Source organism: Desulfovibrio mangrovi, from assembly GCF_026230175.1.
GTDB classification, from domain to species: domain Bacteria; phylum Desulfobacterota; class Desulfovibrionia; order Desulfovibrionales; family Desulfovibrionaceae; genus Halodesulfovibrio; species Halodesulfovibrio mangrovi.
In genome coordinates this window covers 871,790-887,369 of the sequence record NZ_CP104208.1, presented here as the reverse complement: position 1 = coordinate 887,369, position 15,580 = coordinate 871,790, and the positions used below count along the sequence as shown (strand labels likewise).

The following is a 15,580-nucleotide window of genomic DNA, read 5'->3' as shown; positions in this document are numbered from 1 at the left end:
ACTCAACGTTCAGAAAAACACAATTGACTTAAGCAGCCCTTAGCTTACCCACCCTCTCCGCAATCCTGTTCCCGAACACCACGAGGAATATGCCGCCAAGCACGAGGCAGGATGCCGTCATTTCCACGGCGGTAAACTCTTCCCCCAGAACGACAGAGGCGGACACAATGCCGAAGATAGGGACCAGCAGGGAAAACGGGGCTACCATGTTGGGGGAATACTGCTTGAACAGATGTGCCCAGATGCCGAAGGCAAACACCGTCGAGATGATGGCGATGTAGAACAGCACGCTGGCACCGGTCAGGGTCATGTGTGTTACAGCCTCCCACTGCCCTGTTTCCATGAGTGCGGAAAGCCCGAGCAGGGGCAGCGGCGGCACAAGGCTCATCCAGACGATGAGCGAAAGCATATCCACCTTCCCCACCTTCTTCATGAGAATATTGGAAACGCCCCAGAAGAAACCGGCGGCAATCACCAGCATCAGACCGGTGAAGCTGGGCGTGCCGGACATGTCTGAAACGAGCAAGCCCATGCCCGCACAGGCAACGGCCACACCGCACGCCTGCCATTTGGTTGGCACATCCTTCAGCACTAACGCCGTCATGAACAGCGTGAATATGGCCTGACACTGCAGAACCAGCGATGAAAGCCCTGCAGGCATGCCCATGTTCATACCCACGAACAGCAAACCGAACTTCACGACACCAAGCGTCATGCCGATGGCAATAAGCCAACGCCACGGAATCCCTTTGCGCGAAATGAAGAAAACCGCCGGAACGGCAGCAAAAAAGAAGCGCAGCGCCACGAACAGGATGGGAGGAAATGCCCCAAGCCCCACCTTGATGACCACAAAGTTGACCCCCCAGACAAGAGCAACAAGCACGGCAAGGAATATATCGGCAGCCTTCACAGGAATCTCCGGCAGTCAGTTACATGATGGAAAGGAGGCACGACAGTATACCCCGAATTGCGACAATTCAAGACACATACTGCTACAGAGCAAAACAACTTGCTCGCACCGCCCCCCTGCTCCAGAACTGACCACAAAAAAAGCCGCTTCTCTCGAAGCGGCTTTTTTTATTCTATTCCTGAACTCAATTACTTCTTGAGCCAGGGCATCATGTCGCGAAGACGCTTACCCACTTCTTCAATGGGATGTGCAGCTTCGATACGACGACGGGCGGTGAAGGTGGGGTAGTTCGCCTTGGATTCAAGGATGAAGTCCCGTGCGAAGCGGCCGTACTGGATGTCTTCCAGAACGCGCTTCATTTCCTTCTTGGTTTCCTCGGTGATGATGCGGGGTCCGGTCACGTAGTCGCCGTATTCGGCGGTGTCGGAAATGGAATGGCGCATCTTGGCGAGGCCGCCTTCGTACAGAAGGTCCACGATAAGCTTGGTTTCATGCAGACATTCGAAGTACGCGACTTCCGGCTGGTAACCGGCTTCCACGAGAGTTTCGAAACCTGCCTTGATCAGGGCGCTGATGCCACCGCAAAGTACAGCCTGTTCGCCAAAGAGGTCGGTTACGGTCTCTTCAGTGAAGGTCGTTTCGATGACGCCGGAACGTGCACCACCAACGCCCTTCGCATAGGCCAGAGCCTTCTCCCGTGCCGTGCCGGTCGCATCTTGGTGGATAGCGAACAGACAGGGAACGCCGCCACCTTCGGTGTAGGTACGGCGAACGAGGTGACCCGGACCCTTGGGAGCGACCATGAACACGTCGACATCCTTGGGGGGAACAATCTGGTTGAAGTGGATGTTGAAGCCGTGAGCAAACACCAGCGACTTGCCGGCGGTAAGGCTGGGCTTCACATCATTTTCATAAACAGCGGCCTGAGTCTGGTCGGGGAGTAGGATCATGATCAGGTCGGCCTTGGCGGCGGCTTCAGCGGCGGACATGGGGGCAAAGCCATGTTCCTTGGCGAGCTCATAGTTGGCGCCACCGGGGCGCTGACCGACAATGACGTTCACACCGGAGTCGCGCAGGTTCTGTGCGTGGGCGTGGCCCTGGCTGCCGTAACCGATGATAGCTACGGTCTTGCCCTTCAAGACGTCCAGGTTGGCATCCTGTTCATAATAAACCTTCATTACTACTCCCTGCCGTGCAAAGCACGGCACACACGTTTAGGTTAGGGTATAAAAAAACCCGCCTGAGAGCCGACCGGCGCTCAGGCGGGTTGCCTAGCGTGCTTGTCTAACTCTCGGGTTGCATGGATCGACGCATAGCGACAGTGCCGGTCCGTGCAATCTCCTTGATGCCGAAACGCGTTAGTAGTGCGATGATCGCTTCAATCTTGCCATGGTCGCCCGTGGCTTCTATGGTCAGTTCATTCATGCTCACATCAACTACCTTGCAGCGGAATATATCGGCAATGCGAAGAATTTCAGCTCTGCGGTTATCTTCCGCATACACCTTCATCAACGCCATCTCTCGCTCTACGGCAGCGAGGTCCTGAAAGTCAACAACTTTAATCACCGTAACGAGCTTGCGGAGCTGTTTTACAATCTGCTCCACGATCTGATCGTCGCCGGTGGTGGTAATAGTCATAAGAGAAACACCCTCTTCCAGCGTGGGAGCAACGTTCAGAGAATCCACGTTGAATCCGCGTCCGCTGAAGAGACCGGCCACTCTGGAAAGCACACCGGGTTCGTTCTCAACAAGTACCGACAGTACGTGACGCATGGTTACCTCCTACACCAGCAGCATTTCTTCAAGGGAGGCACCAGCAGGTACCATGGGGTACACGTTCTCTTCCCTCTCCACATGCACGTCAATGATGCAGGTGTTGGGATTGGAGAACGCTTCCTTCAGAACGGATTCAAGCTGCGACTCTTCCGTGACGCGGTAGCCCGACGCCCCGTATGCTTCTGCCAGCTTTACGAAGTCTGGCTGCGCGTCCATGCAGGTGTTGCAGTAGTTTCTCTGGTAGAAAAGCTCCTGCCACTGCCGGACCATGCCGAGGAATCCGTTGTTCAGGATGACGATCTTCACCGGCAGTCGGTTACATACCGCGGTCATAAGCTCCTGACTGTTCATCTGGATGGAGCCGTCGCCCGCAATATCGATAACCAGCTTGTCCGGGAAGCCCATCTGCGCCCCGATTGCAGCGGGGAGACCGTATCCCATGGTTCCCAGTCCGCCCGAGGTAAGCAGCGTCCTCGGCTTGCGGAACTTGTAGAACTGGGCAGTCCACATCTGGTTCTGCCCTACTTCGGTGGTAATGATCGCTTCGCCCTTGGTAAGCTCGAAAATCGTTTCCACCACCTTCTGGGGTTTCAGCTTACCATTCTTGATGTAGGTAAGCGGCTGTGCGGCTCGCCAATCTTCAACCTGACGGATCCATTCTTCGTGCTCGCCTTGCCAGTCCTTCTCACTCAGTCGGGCGTTCACGATTTCCTGAATACCGGCAAGGGCCTGCCGACAGTCACCGACCACAGGAACATGCACTTCCACGTTCTTGCGGATGGATGTGGGATCGATGTCGATATGAATAATCTTGGCACCGGGGGCAAACGTAGACAGCTTGCCGGTTACACGGTCGTCGAACCGCGCACCTGCCGCGATGATCAGATCGGCATTGCTCACGGCTTTGTTGGCCGCATAGGTGCCGTGCATGCCCAGCATACCCAGCCACAAAGGATCGTCACTGGGGAAAGCCCCCAGCCCCATAAGGCTGCCAACAACCGGAATGCGCAAGGAGCGGGCTAGTTCGCCCAGTTCCGCACTGGCGTTGGACGTGATGACCCCGCCACCCGCAAATACCAGAGGCCGCTTGGAAGCCATGATATGCTCCACGGCACGGCGTAGCTGGTTAAGATTGGGCTTGTAGGTCGGGTTGTAGCTGCGCATCTTGATTTCTTCAGGATACCTGAATTCACACAGCTGATTCTGCACATCCTTGGGTATATCCACAAGAACAGGCCCCGGACGGCCCGAGCGCGCCAGGTAGAAGGCTTCCTTGATTGTAGAAGCCAGTTTGGTAATGTCCTTCACCAGATAGTTGTGCTTGGTGCACGGTCTGGTGATGCCGACGATATCCACTTCCTGAAACGCATCGTTACCGATCAGGGGAGTTGGGACCTGTCCTGTCAGCACTACGAGCGGAATCGAATCGCAATACGCCGTGGCAATGCCGGTAACGGTGTTCGTGGCACCGGGACCGGAGGTAACCAGACACACACCGACCTTGCCGGTCGCGCGGGCGTATCCGTCTGCAGCATGCACTGCGCCCTGTTCGTGGCGCACCAGCACGTGCCGCAGGCTCTCGTGCTTGGGAAGCTCGTTGTAAATGTCCAGCACGGCACCGCCGGGGTAGCCGAACAGAACATCAACGCCTTCCAGTTTAAGGCTTTCCAACAGGATCTTGGCCCCAGTAAGTTCCATTTATCCCTCCGCGTTGCGATAGCGGTCCAATATATCTTGGAGCCGCGTTTTCCCTTCCAGTTTCTGTTTCTTTATCTCCTTCAGAGTCAAATCCTCCGAGGGCGTACGGGCGATTTTACTTTCGAGCTTTTCGAGTTGTTTCTTGAAGATGATGTGTTCATCCCAAAGGGTCTTCAGTTCAAGATCTTGCGGAAGATACTTTTCAAGCATTTCGAGGTCACGTGCTTCCATAAGCCTTACTCCTTCCTTTGGAGGTTATTCAGCAACACCCGTGATCAGCGAGTTCCACACGGGTTCTTCTGCTGACTCTATACGGATCTTCTTCTGCCGGCTTGTATGCCCCGCCACCAGTTCAAGACGACTGGAGCGAACCGACAGAAGCTTCGCGACAAACTCAAGGAGAGCCTTGTTGGCCTTGTTATCCACCGCGGGTGCGTTCAGACGAATCTTCAAACGCCCCTGATGCGGACCAACCACCTCATTCTTCTTGGCACCGGGCTGAGCCCAGACAAGCAGCATATGACTGCCATCCGGTTCCGGTACAATATATTCCGGCAGGGACATGCCTACCCGTTGTTAGCCTTCAAGAACGCCACCTTTTTTTCCATGGCGTCCAACTGCTCGTCTTCTTTGCGGTTCATTTCGATCAACTGCTGATGCGCGTCGATAACGGCCTGAACCTTCATTTCAAACTGTGCCCGCATCTTCTTGGATGCGTTGATCTCCTCATGGATCTTGGCCAGCCGCTGGTGTCCCTGATTGATCAGGTTCTCCGCCTTGGCATAGGCCGCATCTATGATGAGCTGAGCCTCGCGCTGCGCGGTGGCCTTCAACTCATCCGTCACTTTCTGGGCGGTGAGCAAGGTATCTCTCAGCGCATTCTCGCGGTCCTTGAAATCGCGCAGGCGAGCTTCAAGCTCCGTCACGCGCGCCTCAAGTCCCGACCGATCCTCGCTCAGACGCCCGATGGTGTCGGCCACATCCTGCATGCAGCGGTCCACCTCGGAAACACTGTATCCACGCACGGAGCGGGAAAATTTCTGATTGAGAATATCGATACGGCTGACAGACATGTCCACCTCCTACATGTGTCCGGCGAACTGGTACAAGGAACGTATCACGAACATCTTGATGAATTCGATCCCGAGCAGAATCACCACGGGAGAAAGATCAAGACCGCCAACATAAGTAAACGGAAGCAGCTTTCTCACCTTGTAGAAAACCGGTTCCGTCAAATTGCGAATGATACGCACAATGGGGTTGTACGGGTCGGGGTTGACCCAGGAGAGCACCGCCGAGGCTATGACGATCCAGAAGTAGAGAGAAAGGACCGCGTTAAGAACTCCGGCGATGGCCCCGAGAAAATTTCCTGCAAGCAACTCCATGTAGCCTCCGAATATTCTTGGAGGTACTCCACGGTCCATGTGACCTATGGAGATTCTCCTTAATTGTCATCTTTCCATTTCCTGCAAGCCGAAATCAAGCAAAAAATGAAGAAGACGCGTTTTTATCCCAAAATAGTCGTAAATCAATCAGTTAGCGAGAGCAGAGCTCTCCATTCCATTGAATGAGCGCACGCCGCACACTCCAGAAGTCCGGAATATGGCGCTGTGCCAGAAGACTTTCATTCTTGAATGCCCAGAAGGGAATACCGGATGCCGCAGCGGCCTGCTGATCCGCCGAGGAGTCGCCGATGAAAGCAACGTCAGAAGGCTTTGCCCCCCACGCATCAAGAATCTTGAACGCTCCTTCGGGATGGGGCTTGCCCTTCACCTTCTGAGCCGTCATGACGGGAAAAAAGAAGTTGGTGATATTCCAGCGCTCCAGCACCAGTTCCATGGTATTTGTCCGGTTGGTGAAAACAGCCATACGGATATTCATGGAACGCAGGGTCTCCAGCAGTTCAAACAACCCCGGCTCGGGAACCATATGCGGCATGATCTCCTGCACATAGTTGACGGACTTGCGGGCCTGCGGGATTTCATCCCACCTTTTACGGGGCACGATATATTCCAGAGACTGGGTCACAGTCGCTATATGCACAAAATCTTCCTGCGCAGGGGTCATGGGATCCAATCCCATGCGCTCGAGAATGAGATTGTAGTACTGGATATTGCAGTCACGGGTGTCGAACATGACCCCGTCGCAGTCAAAAATCACCCCTGCAAGTCCGGCGGGGTGTGACTCATGCAGATTATGGGCAGTAATGTACACCGCTCATCCTCCTGAAAGCAGATTAACGGCTCTGAAGCACCAGAAAACGCAGTTCACGGTCCAGCCAAGGCCGGTTTTCCGGCGGAGTGCTGTGCCCGAGCAGGGTCCATGCCGCAATCCGGTACATTCCGGCAGTCTCGGAATCCGCATATCCTGCAACATCATCGTCCGGCTGCACCATCTCGGTCAACTCAGCCAGAGCAGCCACAAGGCGCTCTTCGCGAGTCACGAACACGGCGTTGTCCGGCGTAAAGCGCAGCATGGCATCAAGCACGGTGCGCCAGCTCAAGCGGGATACATCCGTGGCAGAGCCGACAAGAGATGCCACAGTGGTGCTCAATCCGGGCAATTCTTCCAGATCTTCCTCGTCCACGCCAACCAGCCCTTTGAAGGAGTCGGCTGTCTTTGAAAAGGATGCCTGAAGCGCATCCAGTTCGTGCACACGGGATTCAAGATTCCAAGCCAGAATCAGAGACTTCTGGGCTGCAACAGCAGTAGCGGCCCGAAGCTGCTCGCCGGTTTCGGTAGTCTTGACCTGCCCAACGGATTCACCGGTGGCAGCAAAACGTTCCAGCTCCGCCATTTCACGACGCATGGAACCATCGCGCCCGTAGGGATCCTCTTCAGGCTGCAGGGCAAGAGTGACCAGATCTCGGGTATTCCTGAACTGCTCACCGAGGTTGATCATCTCGTTCAGACAGGCCCGCGCCTCTGCCGGAGAGAACGGCAGCTCCTCCGAAACCCAGAACAATTCGCCATCAGTCCGCGGCAGCCCGGGAGAGAGAAAACGCACTTGCGAAGGAAGACCGGAACCTGCCAGTTCAGGCTGCATACCGGGTACGTGCAACAGTAACGGGGCATCAGACTTCGTCATTATTCCTCACCATTTCATTGAATATCAGCCGGATCGATGGATAAACCTGCCGCAGACCCCGTCGCAACGCGGCATGAGCAGGATGCAGGCAGAGCCGAGACCATGCACGCAGTCCAATACAGACGAGAAATCCTGCACGGGAAAGGCACATACGACCTCTTCCTGCCCGACACATTCGGCAGAGACGGAAGGCGCTTCGTGCGCCTTGCCTGCAGAACGATCAGAAGCACACGCTCCCGAAGGCTTGCGGCAGCCCGGACAGCCGGACGAACGCGGGGCATACGCCGAGCAGCCCTCCCCCGGTGCGCGTGTTGCCGCAACCCGTTTTTCCCACAGCGAGGTGACCTCGTCTTCCGTAAGGGAAAAACGGTCCGCCTGTTCAAGCAGCGCATCGTACATTGCCATGAAGCGAAGCAGTTCGGCGCACCGCCACTCCCCTTCATAACCGGGATTCAACCGTTCTTCGTAAGTGCAATGCCCGGCGGCATACAGTGCGCAATGCACGCCGGGCATACGAAGAACGTTTTGCGTAGTCGAACCAAGGGGTTTCATCAGCCCTTCATCACTTCGTAGGGCCACATCTCCATGCCGCCGTCCAGAACATAGAGGTCCTTCGCTCCGAGCCCGTACAGCTGACAGGCTGCGGAATAGGCCACGTCAGAGGTACGGCTGATCAGCACGATGGGGGTGAAACGGGGAACTTCATCCTGCAGACGCTTCTTCAGCTGGGTGTAGGGAATGTTGTAGGCATCGGGAATGTGCCCATCCTTCCACGCCATATTGTCGCGCAGGTCGAGCATGAAGAAGTTGGCGCCAGCTTCCTTGGAAGCCACCAGCTCTTCAGCAGAAATACCGTAGAAACGATACATGAGTTTGTTGGACAGAATGGAGGCCGCACGCTGCAGAAGCTCTCCACCGCCGCCTGCAAAGTCGAGCACGGAAAGACGCTCTACGGTCATGGAGGAGGCTATGGCCACGTTCACAGTGTTGGCAATGGTGTCTGCCTGTCCGCACGATTCGGAAGCAACGATCTGAGCCCCGAGAAGAACGTGCGAATGCTTGTCGCAGATCAGCTTGACGGTCACCGGTTCAGCGTTGCTGAACAACGACGCCGAGGTGCGCAGCAAGGCGAACTCGGAATCGAATCCGTTGGCGGTGGCTTCTTCCGAGGTAAGCCCCAGCTTGCAGACCGTTACGCCCGGAGCGGAAGCGCGGAATACGCCGGAAGCTCCCTGCCAGACGGCAGTGTCGCCGACAAAGCCGGCCAGATGGTTTGCCACAACACGGGCAGAGGCCAAAATGGCTGCTTCGCCCATGGCCACGGAGGGCACGGACGAACCGTTTGTCTTACGGGGAAGACGGGGCAGTGAAACACCGGAGCCGATGATGTGCAGACCTTCAGGACCGGAGCGGAAATGCTCGTCCACGGCAATCAGGCCGGAAGCATCAAGCTCGACACCGGGCTGGGCAATGATGGGATGCAGCGCACGCTGGGGAATGGTCCAGAAGAATGCATCACCCGCAACCTCGCCGCCACGACCATCCTGCAGGGACTGGACGGAACCGTCTTCGCCCAGAACGGGCACCAGAGATTCCACACGCACGTCGGTCCAGTCCTCCACATCCACACGGCCATTGCCTGCTTCAATGATACGACGCTCAATGACATCCCACATGTCGGGGTCGTAGGAACCATCCTCGGTGCGTACCCACGTGACGGCCAGACCGGACTCCAGCAAGGGAGCAATCAGCTCAAGGGCAATGCCGCCGCCCACAATGACGGCACGACCGGGCTTTGTCTCCTGAATCCAGCTATCGAGTACGGCACTGTCTTCAAGCGGCCACGGCACAACGTTGCCGGCGGCACGCAGATTGCGAGGCAAACGGGCTGAAGCCTCCACCTCAAGCACCACTTCATTGAAACGAATCTGCAGCAAGCCGCGCTGAGAACGCACGTTCACCTGATTCTGCTCAAAATCGAATTGCACTTCGGAAGCCTTGATGACCCCGACCTGACGGGCTTCCGTCAGAGCCTCGGAAACACGGCGGCTTTCGCCCATACGCGAGAAGGGCCCATCGCCGGCAGTTTCTTCACCACCGGGAACAACAAGATTCACCTCTACCTCAGGGGAAAGGCGCTTGATGCGGGTTGCGGCCTTCGCACCTGCAAGTCCGGAACTGATAACAACTATACGTCGCATTATACTCTTCCTCTTCCTTATTCTCGAATATGGCGGCATGGTAGCCCAAGTCGCCAGACCTTGCAATTACAGACAGTTAGCGCCACAAAGGGTTTTTTATCTGCATCACTTTTCCTTGACCTCACCTTGCCCTCTGTGTATAGGCTGCATCAATATCCCACGGAGGCAATGTATGTTCGGATTAGGAATGCAAGAAATTCTGTTGATTCTCCTTGTGGTGCTGATCGTTTTCGGTGCCAAAAAGCTTCCTGAAATCGGCGGCGGACTTGGTCAGGCCATCAAGAATTTCAAGAAGGCAACCACCGAGCCTGACGAAATCGACGTTACTCCGTCTTCCAAGAAGAAAGACGACGACGCCTAACACCATCTCAGGGCACGGATCTTTTCTCAAAACAAATCCCGAAGCACGGCGCGCTTCGGGATTTGTTTTTTCTGTCCCTTGGCAGCGCTAGCGTGCACTGTCAAACCTGTCGCGCTCAAGATTCCACCGCACCCACTCATCCTGCTCCATCAACTGAGCATCAAATCGGATCGGTTCTGAAAAAGTTCCTGCAGCGCTGATGTCAAACTGCATGCCCATGGAAACCATACGTTCCCACAGGGCCTGCTCCACACGAACGGGCCCTTCAATGCGCTCCGGCCCCTGCACCCTGACAGGCTCGCCTGATACCGAAAGCTCACCTGAGCCCTGAGGTGCCCAGCGCTGACGGACACGCACCCTGCCGTCATACACGAACACCGAGGTTTCCCTCGCCTGACTGACGCGCACGCGATAGGTTGTTCCCGCCACGCCTGCCACAGCAGTGGGTGCCGCAATCTCAAACGAGCTGCCCTCACCCAGAAAATCCTTCACGTTGGCCCAGGCATCCCCTACGGCTACGTCCACCTCTATCTTGCGGTTCTGCGTATCCACCACCGCTTTTGTGAACGAAAAACGGGTAGCTGCCGCAAATCTGAGCACGCTGCCGTCGGGCATGAGCAGTTCCAACCGGGAGTCACCGGTATCGACGGTACAGGGAGAAACAAGTTCCATTCCCTGCGCAAGCAGTACATCCCCCGACTCTGCAACAAGCCGGGCGCTACCCTCGACATAGGTTACCCGAGCCTTGCCGGAAAGAGGTAACACATACTCTGCCTGAGCAACCTGCAGCCAGACCAGCACCGGAACAAGCAAAATGAGTACCGGCAAGGCAAATCTCAAGCTACCCGGGAAACCATGGGAGCGAAGGTCACGCATGACGCACTCTCCTTCAGGTTGACACGGGCAAGCGCATCCGCGGCACCCCCCGTGCGGTTATCTATCCTTCAAGGCAAAAGACAGACGACGCTTGGACGTATAGTCCTGCAAACGCTCACGCAGCACATCCGCATTGATGATGTTCACGGCCCAATTTCCGGTTATGCCAGCCGATTCCATGGAAACATCCTGCAGAGAAACCGTATCCAGCACGTCGGACCATTCCTGCAACATGGCATCAAACGCTTCCACGCCGTCAGGAGTAAACCAACCATCCACCGTCAGGAGAACTGCAGAGGTTACGGCCTTATCCTCGTTCATCCCGCCGAAATGGCTGCCCCACACCTTGCCCCATGCATCTTCAAGCGTCTGCGCTGTGGCAAACAAGGGCTCTGCACCCGCCACACTACGGTCCACCAGCGATACAGTCCACACCTTGCCTGCATGATCAAGACGCAGCTCAAGCGGCGCGTCAGAACTGGGGGTAAGCCCATAGAGCACATGCAGTTTGCCAAGGGTTTCCCACATGTCCGGCTGCACGGAACTGTACTGAGGGCTATATGCCAGCGGCGCGACAGCGGAGGCAAACAAGCCAAGACGCTTCAGTTCCTGACGCAGGGAGTCGCGGTTCACATGAACATCCACGGTAAGCTTCTGGCCTTGCGGCATGCTCTCCACGCCAAGCTCAGTGTAACTCATGATGAAGTGCGAAGCCTTGGGCTTAAGATACTCCTGCAGATACACCTTGCGTTCATCAGAAATGGCACCGCGGAGAATCTCAAGCGATTCGGCGAGCACGGCATCTGCGAAGGCCCCCTGCTTTGCCTGCTCCTTGGAACGCATCGGCTCAACCTCAAAGGTTGCACCTGCGGGCAACTTGTCCATCCACTCACCGCTTGCCATGCGGGCTTCTGCGTTTCCTGCGAAGCACAGCGCAAGGGCTGCGGCGGCACAAAGCATTCTTGGAGAATATATATTCTTGTTCATAGTGCGATTATTACTGCTCTGGGGGAACTATATGTTTCCTTCCTCAGGCATTGGCAGTTCTCTGAAATGAGCACTGCTTCCGGCGCCATGCCTGCCCGCGAAAGTTCGCTTGGAAGCGACACAGTCAAACTAGGCGTTCAGCGTCAAAGAGGCAAGTGCGGGTGTAACAAAAAAGCCGGGTTTCCCCGGCTTCTTGGTATCTGCATTTGCTTTATTCAGGAAAGTTCACGTGAACCTGTTCCGAATCGTCCTGCTGTCGGCGCTCTATCGTACCGATCACCCAGGCGTTCTGGTGCAGAGCTTCAAGGCGGCCCATGACTTCTTCGCAAACATCCGCACTGACGATCAGCACATAACCGATGCCGGTGTTGAAGATCTGCAGCATTTCAGGCCAAGAAAGCTCGCCCTGTTCTTTCAGCCAATGGAAAACCGGTTCGATATCCCAGCTGCCGAAACTGATGTTAGCCTGAACGGAGGCAGGCAGCACGCGAGGCAGGTTGTCGTAGAAACCACCACCTGTAACGTGAACCATGCCCTTGATCTCAAAGTCGCGCATCAGGTTGCGGACGGTTTCAACGTAAATGGCAGTGGGCTCAAGCAGCACTTCCGCCACGGTACGGTCAGTACCGGGGAAGGTATCAGCAGGCTTCAGGCCGCTCTTGTCCAGCAGCTTGCGGACAAGGGTATACCCGTTGGAGTGAGGGCCCGTTGAGGCAAGACCGATAACCACGTCATGCACACGGATGGAAGAACCGTCCACAATGCGCGCATTGTCAGCAATACCCACGCAGAAACCGGCAAGATCGTACTCGCCGTCGGCGTACATGGAGGGCATTTCCGCGGTTTCACCGCCAAGCAGTGCGGAGCGGGCGCGCTTGCAGCCTTCCGCCACACCGGCGACAACCTGCTGCGCCTTATCCACGTCAAGCTTGCCCGTTGCAAAATAGTCGAGGAAGAACAGGGGCTTTGCACCCTGCACAAGGATATCATTCACACTCATGGCAACAAGGTCGATACCAACAGTATCATGCTTATCAAACATGAACGCCAGCTTGAGCTTGGTACCCACACCATCGGTGGACGCCACCAGAACCGGCTCTTCCATGCCGGAAAGGTCGGGCTTGAACAGGCCACCGAATCCGCCGATATCCGAAAGAACGCCGTTGGTGTGCGTTTGGGCGACAATATTCTTTATTCTGCTGACAAGGGCGTTGCCGGCATTGATATCCACCCCCGCCTCGGTGTACGCTCTTGCACGATCTTCAGACATGTATATAGCTCCTTAAACAGCGTAGGTTCGAGATTTTCGGAAGCCCTTCATAGGCTTTTAGAGCCCAAAGAGCAAGGAGAACTCTCATGGCCATTAAAAGCGTATCATTACATAATGTTATCAAACACATTTCTAACTTTGCGCGCATTCCCCTTTACGCATTGCTTGCATTGCTGGTCGTTTCCTCCCCCCTTGTTGCCAGCACCATGGGCACCGGCGACACGGAACGACAGGACAGAACCATAGGAACATTCACGGAAGGCATGCAGCTCGGCACAGATCCGGACACCGGCGACACCATCCTGCGCTCTGCCCCATCCCCCAGCAATCAGGGAAGCAATGGAACTGATTCTACCACGCCTCCGCCTTCCATCAATATAGAAATTACGCCCAAGCTGGAAAAATCAGTCCCCAATCAATAACCGGGAGTAGCGGTATGCATCCTGCCAGACACTGGAAGACGCTCAAGGACGATACGGTTCAGTGCCGGCTCTGCGCGCACGCATGTGTTATCAAGGCCGGAGCAGTTGGCCGCTGCGGCGTGCGACACAACATGGAAGGTGCCCTGTTCACGGCAACATACGACCGCATTGCCGCAGCCAACCTTGATCCGGTGGAGAAAAAACCGCTCTACCACTTCCTGCCCTCCACCACCACGTTCTCGTTCGGCACCATGGGCTGCAACCTGCGCTGCTCCTTCTGCCAGAACTACTCGCTTTCCGACCCTCCGCATCATGGCGTGCCGGTACAGGGACAACTTGTGACTCCCGAAGTCCTCGTTGACGAGGCGCTGCGTCTGAATGCCCAGTCCATATCCTATACATATTCAGAGCCGACCATATTTTACGAGCTCATGGCCGACACAGCCTCCCGCGCCATTGAGCACGGCCTGATGAACGTCATGGTCTCCAACGGCTTTCAGAGCAAGGAATGTCTTGATTCCCTGAACGGGCTCATTCACGCATGCAACATTGATCTCAAGGCCTTTACGGAAGAGTTCTATGAAACGCATTGCGGCGCAAAGCTCAAGCCGGTGCTTCGCAACCTCAAGCATATCGTGTCCATGGGCTGGTGGCTTGAAGTGACCACCCTGCTCATTCCCGGCGCCAACGACTCCGATGCGGAACTGAATGACATTGCCTGTTTCATCCGGGACGAACTTGGCAAACACGTGCCGTGGCACATTTCCCGCTTCCATCCCACGCACAGGATGCTGGACAGGCCCCCCACCCCGCTGGAACGCCTTGAGCGCGCATGGGAAATCGGCAAACAGTGCGGGCTTGAATACGTCTATCTCGGCAACGTTCACGGCCATCCGTCCGAGCATACTGCTTGTCCTTCCTGCGGAAAGATTGTAATCCGCCGAACCGGTTACAGAACTCTCTTCAAAGGAGCCCATGTCTGCCAGACGTGCGGCACCAGCATTCCCGGCATTTGGAGCCTCACACCATGATTCTCGTCAACACTGGCAACGGCAAAGGGAAGACCACCGCGTCCGTAGGACTTGCCATCCGCGCCCTCGGACAAGACCTCACCGTATCCTTCGGGCAATTCATGAAGCGCAACGAACAGGCCGGTGAGCAGAAGATGCTTGCCCGCCTCCTTGGCGACCGTTTCCACGCGCAGGGCAAGGGCTTTCTGACACGCCCCGAACAATTCCCTTCGCATCGGGCAGCCGCAGAAACGCTCATCGAATGGGCTGCCGAACAGCTTGAAAACGCAGACATGGTCATTCTTGATGAAGCCCTGTACGCGCTCAAGTCCAACCTGCTGCAGGAAGATGAATTGCGCGGTCTTATTGCCAAGGCACGAGAACGGAACATCCACCTTGTGCTTTCCGGCCGGGGCTGCCCTGAGTGGCTGGCAGAAGAGGCCGACCTGATAACCGAGATGACGGAAATCAAGCATCCATACAAGCAAGGCATACCGGCACAAAAGGGAATTGAATTCTGATGCCGCAGCACCTGACCATAAATATCGAAGCTGCCCTGAAACGCATGGGGGGAGACTGGGAACTATTTGCCCTGCTCCTGAACACCTTTCAGACAGATGCTCCGCACAAGCTGCAACGCATAGCAGAACGGCTGGCGGCTGATGACATTGACGGTGCACGCTTAGCGTCCCATTCCCTCAAAGGCGCAGCCGCCACGGTGGGAGCCGAAAAGGTTATGCAACTGGCGAGCGAGCTTGAATGGCTGTTCTACGACATGCTCAACACGCCAGACGCCAACACCACATCAGACGCCACCGCTACGCCAGCTTGCACATCCCGGACAACGCGAAGTACCCCTGAAGACTATCTTGTCTCGATTAATGATGAACTCGACACCCTCACACTGGCCGTGTCGGACATCTAAGCTCCGCAGATAGTGGCTTGTGGTGCGCCCCGCGCCTTCCGAAACTCCAAGTTCCC

Annotated in this window: 21 protein-coding genes; 5 read left to right on the top strand and 16 right to left on the bottom strand. The window is 56.0% G+C overall.

Annotated features, from left to right (window positions below):
* Positions 1–28: 28 nt before the first annotated feature.
* From N1030_RS04055 to N1030_RS17695, 13 genes are all read right to left on the bottom strand, one after another.
* Entirely contained in the window at positions 29–910 is an 882-nt protein-coding gene (locus N1030_RS04055) for an EamA family transporter (RefSeq protein ID WP_265827839.1), read from the bottom strand.
* 188 nt (positions 911–1,098) lie between these two features.
* Positions 1,099–2,088 (bottom strand): ketol-acid reductoisomerase, encoded by a 990-nt coding sequence (gene ilvC, locus N1030_RS04050; protein ID WP_265827838.1) that lies wholly within the window; start codon positions 2,086–2,088, stop codon positions 1,099–1,101.
* Between the two features lie 106 nt (positions 2,089–2,194).
* Positions 2,195–2,683 (bottom strand): acetolactate synthase small subunit, encoded by a 489-nt coding sequence (gene ilvN, locus N1030_RS04045; RefSeq protein ID WP_265827837.1) that lies wholly within the window; start codon positions 2,681–2,683, stop codon positions 2,195–2,197.
* A gap of 9 nt (positions 2,684–2,692) precedes the next feature.
* The gene (ilvB, locus tag N1030_RS04040; protein ID WP_265827836.1) at positions 2,693–4,384 is read right to left on the bottom strand and encodes a biosynthetic-type acetolactate synthase large subunit; all 1,692 of its coding nucleotides are present in this window, start codon (positions 4,382–4,384) and stop codon (positions 2,693–2,695) included.
* Entirely contained in the window at positions 4,385–4,615 is a 231-nt protein-coding gene (locus tag N1030_RS04035; RefSeq protein WP_265827835.1) for a DUF465 domain-containing protein, read from the bottom strand.
* Between the two features lie 24 nt (positions 4,616–4,639).
* Positions 4,640–4,948 carry a DUF167 domain-containing protein gene (locus N1030_RS04030; protein ID WP_265827833.1) on the bottom strand — a complete coding sequence of 103 codons (309 nt, stop codon included), beginning with the start codon at positions 4,946–4,948 and terminating at the stop codon, positions 4,640–4,642.
* A gap of 2 nt (positions 4,949–4,950) precedes the next feature.
* The gene (locus N1030_RS04025; protein ID WP_265827831.1) at positions 4,951–5,457 is read right to left on the bottom strand and encodes a DivIVA domain-containing protein; all 507 of its coding nucleotides are present in this window, start codon (positions 5,455–5,457) and stop codon (positions 4,951–4,953) included.
* A 9-nt stretch (positions 5,458–5,466) separates the two neighbouring features.
* Entirely contained in the window at positions 5,467–5,769 is a 303-nt protein-coding gene (locus N1030_RS04020; protein WP_265827830.1) for a YggT family protein, read from the bottom strand.
* 151 nt (positions 5,770–5,920) lie between these two features.
* A complete protein-coding gene (locus tag N1030_RS04015) occupies positions 5,921–6,598 on the bottom strand; it encodes an HAD family hydrolase (RefSeq protein WP_265827829.1) in 678 nt (225 codons plus the stop codon).
* 22 nt (positions 6,599–6,620) lie between these two features.
* A complete protein-coding gene (locus N1030_RS04010; protein ID WP_265827827.1) occupies positions 6,621–7,472 on the bottom strand; it encodes a hypothetical protein in 852 nt (283 codons plus the stop codon).
* 24 nt (positions 7,473–7,496) lie between these two features.
* Positions 7,497–8,024 carry a hypothetical protein gene (locus tag N1030_RS04005; RefSeq protein WP_265827826.1) on the bottom strand — a complete coding sequence of 176 codons (528 nt, stop codon included), beginning with the start codon at positions 8,022–8,024 and terminating at the stop codon, positions 7,497–7,499.
* Positions 8,024–9,673, bottom strand: coding sequence for an FAD-dependent oxidoreductase (locus N1030_RS04000; protein WP_265827825.1), 1,650 nt, complete (start codon positions 9,671–9,673; stop codon positions 8,024–8,026). The genes N1030_RS04005 and N1030_RS04000 overlap by 1 nt, the downstream gene beginning before the upstream one ends.
* Positions 9,674–9,690: 17 nt before the next feature.
* Entirely contained in the window at positions 9,691–9,759 is a 69-nt protein-coding gene (locus N1030_RS17695) for an SWIM zinc finger family protein (protein WP_420842839.1), read from the bottom strand.
* Positions 9,760–9,845: 86 nt separating this feature from the next.
* Between N1030_RS17695 and N1030_RS03995 the strand changes: the two genes are divergently transcribed.
* Positions 9,846–10,034 (top strand): twin-arginine translocase TatA/TatE family subunit, encoded by a 189-nt coding sequence (locus tag N1030_RS03995; protein ID WP_265827823.1) that lies wholly within the window; start codon positions 9,846–9,848, stop codon positions 10,032–10,034.
* A gap of 87 nt (positions 10,035–10,121) precedes the next feature.
* Here N1030_RS03995 and N1030_RS03990 read toward each other — a convergent pair whose 3' ends face one another.
* From N1030_RS03990 to purM, 3 genes are all read right to left on the bottom strand, one after another.
* A complete protein-coding gene (locus N1030_RS03990; protein WP_265827821.1) occupies positions 10,122–10,910 on the bottom strand; it encodes a FecR family protein in 789 nt (262 codons plus the stop codon).
* Positions 10,911–10,967: 57 nt separating this feature from the next.
* Positions 10,968–11,897, bottom strand: coding sequence for a hypothetical protein (locus N1030_RS03985; RefSeq protein WP_265827819.1), 930 nt, complete (start codon positions 11,895–11,897; stop codon positions 10,968–10,970).
* Positions 11,898–12,108: 211 nt separating this feature from the next.
* Positions 12,109–13,167 (bottom strand): phosphoribosylformylglycinamidine cyclo-ligase, encoded by a 1,059-nt coding sequence (purM, locus tag N1030_RS03980; protein WP_265827817.1) that lies wholly within the window; start codon positions 13,165–13,167, stop codon positions 12,109–12,111.
* An 86-nt stretch (positions 13,168–13,253) separates the two neighbouring features.
* On the opposite strand from purM, the gene N1030_RS03975 reads away from it, so the two are divergent.
* From N1030_RS03975 to N1030_RS03960, 4 genes are read left to right on the top strand one after another with little or no spacing between them, the layout of a single operon-like run.
* Positions 13,254–13,589 carry a hypothetical protein gene (locus N1030_RS03975; protein WP_265827815.1) on the top strand — a complete coding sequence of 112 codons (336 nt, stop codon included), beginning with the start codon at positions 13,254–13,256 and terminating at the stop codon, positions 13,587–13,589.
* Positions 13,590–13,603: 14 nt separating this feature from the next.
* Positions 13,604–14,620: an AmmeMemoRadiSam system radical SAM enzyme gene (gene amrS, locus N1030_RS03970; RefSeq protein WP_265827814.1), complete on the top strand. Its 1,017-nt coding sequence runs from the start codon at positions 13,604–13,606 to the stop codon at positions 14,618–14,620.
* A complete protein-coding gene (locus tag N1030_RS03965; protein ID WP_265827813.1) occupies positions 14,617–15,120 on the top strand; it encodes a cob(I)yrinic acid a,c-diamide adenosyltransferase in 504 nt (167 codons plus the stop codon). The genes amrS and N1030_RS03965 overlap by 4 nt, the downstream gene beginning before the upstream one ends.
* The gene (locus tag N1030_RS03960; protein ID WP_265827812.1) at positions 15,120–15,524 is read left to right on the top strand and encodes an Hpt domain-containing protein; all 405 of its coding nucleotides are present in this window, start codon (positions 15,120–15,122) and stop codon (positions 15,522–15,524) included. Before N1030_RS03965 ends, N1030_RS03960 begins: the two co-directional genes overlap by 1 nt.
* The last annotated feature ends 56 nt before the right edge of the window (positions 15,525–15,580 follow it).

Excerpts from the sequence above, each read along its gene's own strand:
- ilvC (WP_265827838.1), bottom strand. The coding sequence starts at position 2,088 with ATGAAGGTTTATTATGAACAGGATGCCAACCTGGACGTCTTGAAGGGC.
- ilvN (WP_265827837.1), bottom strand. The coding sequence starts at position 2,683 with ATGCGTCACGTACTGTCGGTACTTGTTGAGAACGAACCCGGTGTGCTT.
- ilvB (WP_265827836.1), bottom strand. The coding sequence starts at position 4,384 with ATGGAACTTACTGGGGCCAAGATCCTGTTGGAAAGCCTTAAACTGGAA.
- N1030_RS04035 (WP_265827835.1), bottom strand. The coding sequence starts at position 4,615 with ATGGAAGCACGTGACCTCGAAATGCTTGAAAAGTATCTTCCGCAAGAT.
- N1030_RS04030 (WP_265827833.1), bottom strand. The coding sequence starts at position 4,948 with ATGTCCCTGCCGGAATATATTGTACCGGAACCGGATGGCAGTCATATG.
- N1030_RS04025 (WP_265827831.1), bottom strand. The coding sequence starts at position 5,457 with ATGTCTGTCAGCCGTATCGATATTCTCAATCAGAAATTTTCCCGCTCC.
- N1030_RS04020 (WP_265827830.1), bottom strand. The coding sequence starts at position 5,769 with ATGGAGTTGCTTGCAGGAAATTTTCTCGGGGCCATCGCCGGAGTTCTT.
- N1030_RS04010 (WP_265827827.1), bottom strand. The coding sequence starts at position 7,472 with ATGACGAAGTCTGATGCCCCGTTACTGTTGCACGTACCCGGTATGCAG.
- N1030_RS04005 (WP_265827826.1), bottom strand. The coding sequence starts at position 8,024 with ATGAAACCCCTTGGTTCGACTACGCAAAACGTTCTTCGTATGCCCGGC.
- N1030_RS04000 (WP_265827825.1), bottom strand. The coding sequence starts at position 9,673 with ATGCGACGTATAGTTGTTATCAGTTCCGGACTTGCAGGTGCGAAGGCC.
- N1030_RS03995 (WP_265827823.1), top strand. The coding sequence starts at position 9,846 with ATGTTCGGATTAGGAATGCAAGAAATTCTGTTGATTCTCCTTGTGGTG.
- N1030_RS03990 (WP_265827821.1), bottom strand. The coding sequence starts at position 10,910 with ATGCGTGACCTTCGCTCCCATGGTTTCCCGGGTAGCTTGAGATTTGCC.
- N1030_RS03985 (WP_265827819.1), bottom strand. The coding sequence starts at position 11,897 with ATGAACAAGAATATATATTCTCCAAGAATGCTTTGTGCCGCCGCAGCC.
- purM (WP_265827817.1), bottom strand. The coding sequence starts at position 13,167 with ATGTCTGAAGATCGTGCAAGAGCGTACACCGAGGCGGGGGTGGATATC.
- N1030_RS03975 (WP_265827815.1), top strand. The coding sequence starts at position 13,254 with ATGGCCATTAAAAGCGTATCATTACATAATGTTATCAAACACATTTCT.
- amrS (WP_265827814.1), top strand. The coding sequence starts at position 13,604 with ATGCATCCTGCCAGACACTGGAAGACGCTCAAGGACGATACGGTTCAG.
- N1030_RS03965 (WP_265827813.1), top strand. The coding sequence starts at position 14,617 with ATGATTCTCGTCAACACTGGCAACGGCAAAGGGAAGACCACCGCGTCC.
- N1030_RS03960 (WP_265827812.1), top strand. The coding sequence starts at position 15,120 with ATGCCGCAGCACCTGACCATAAATATCGAAGCTGCCCTGAAACGCATG.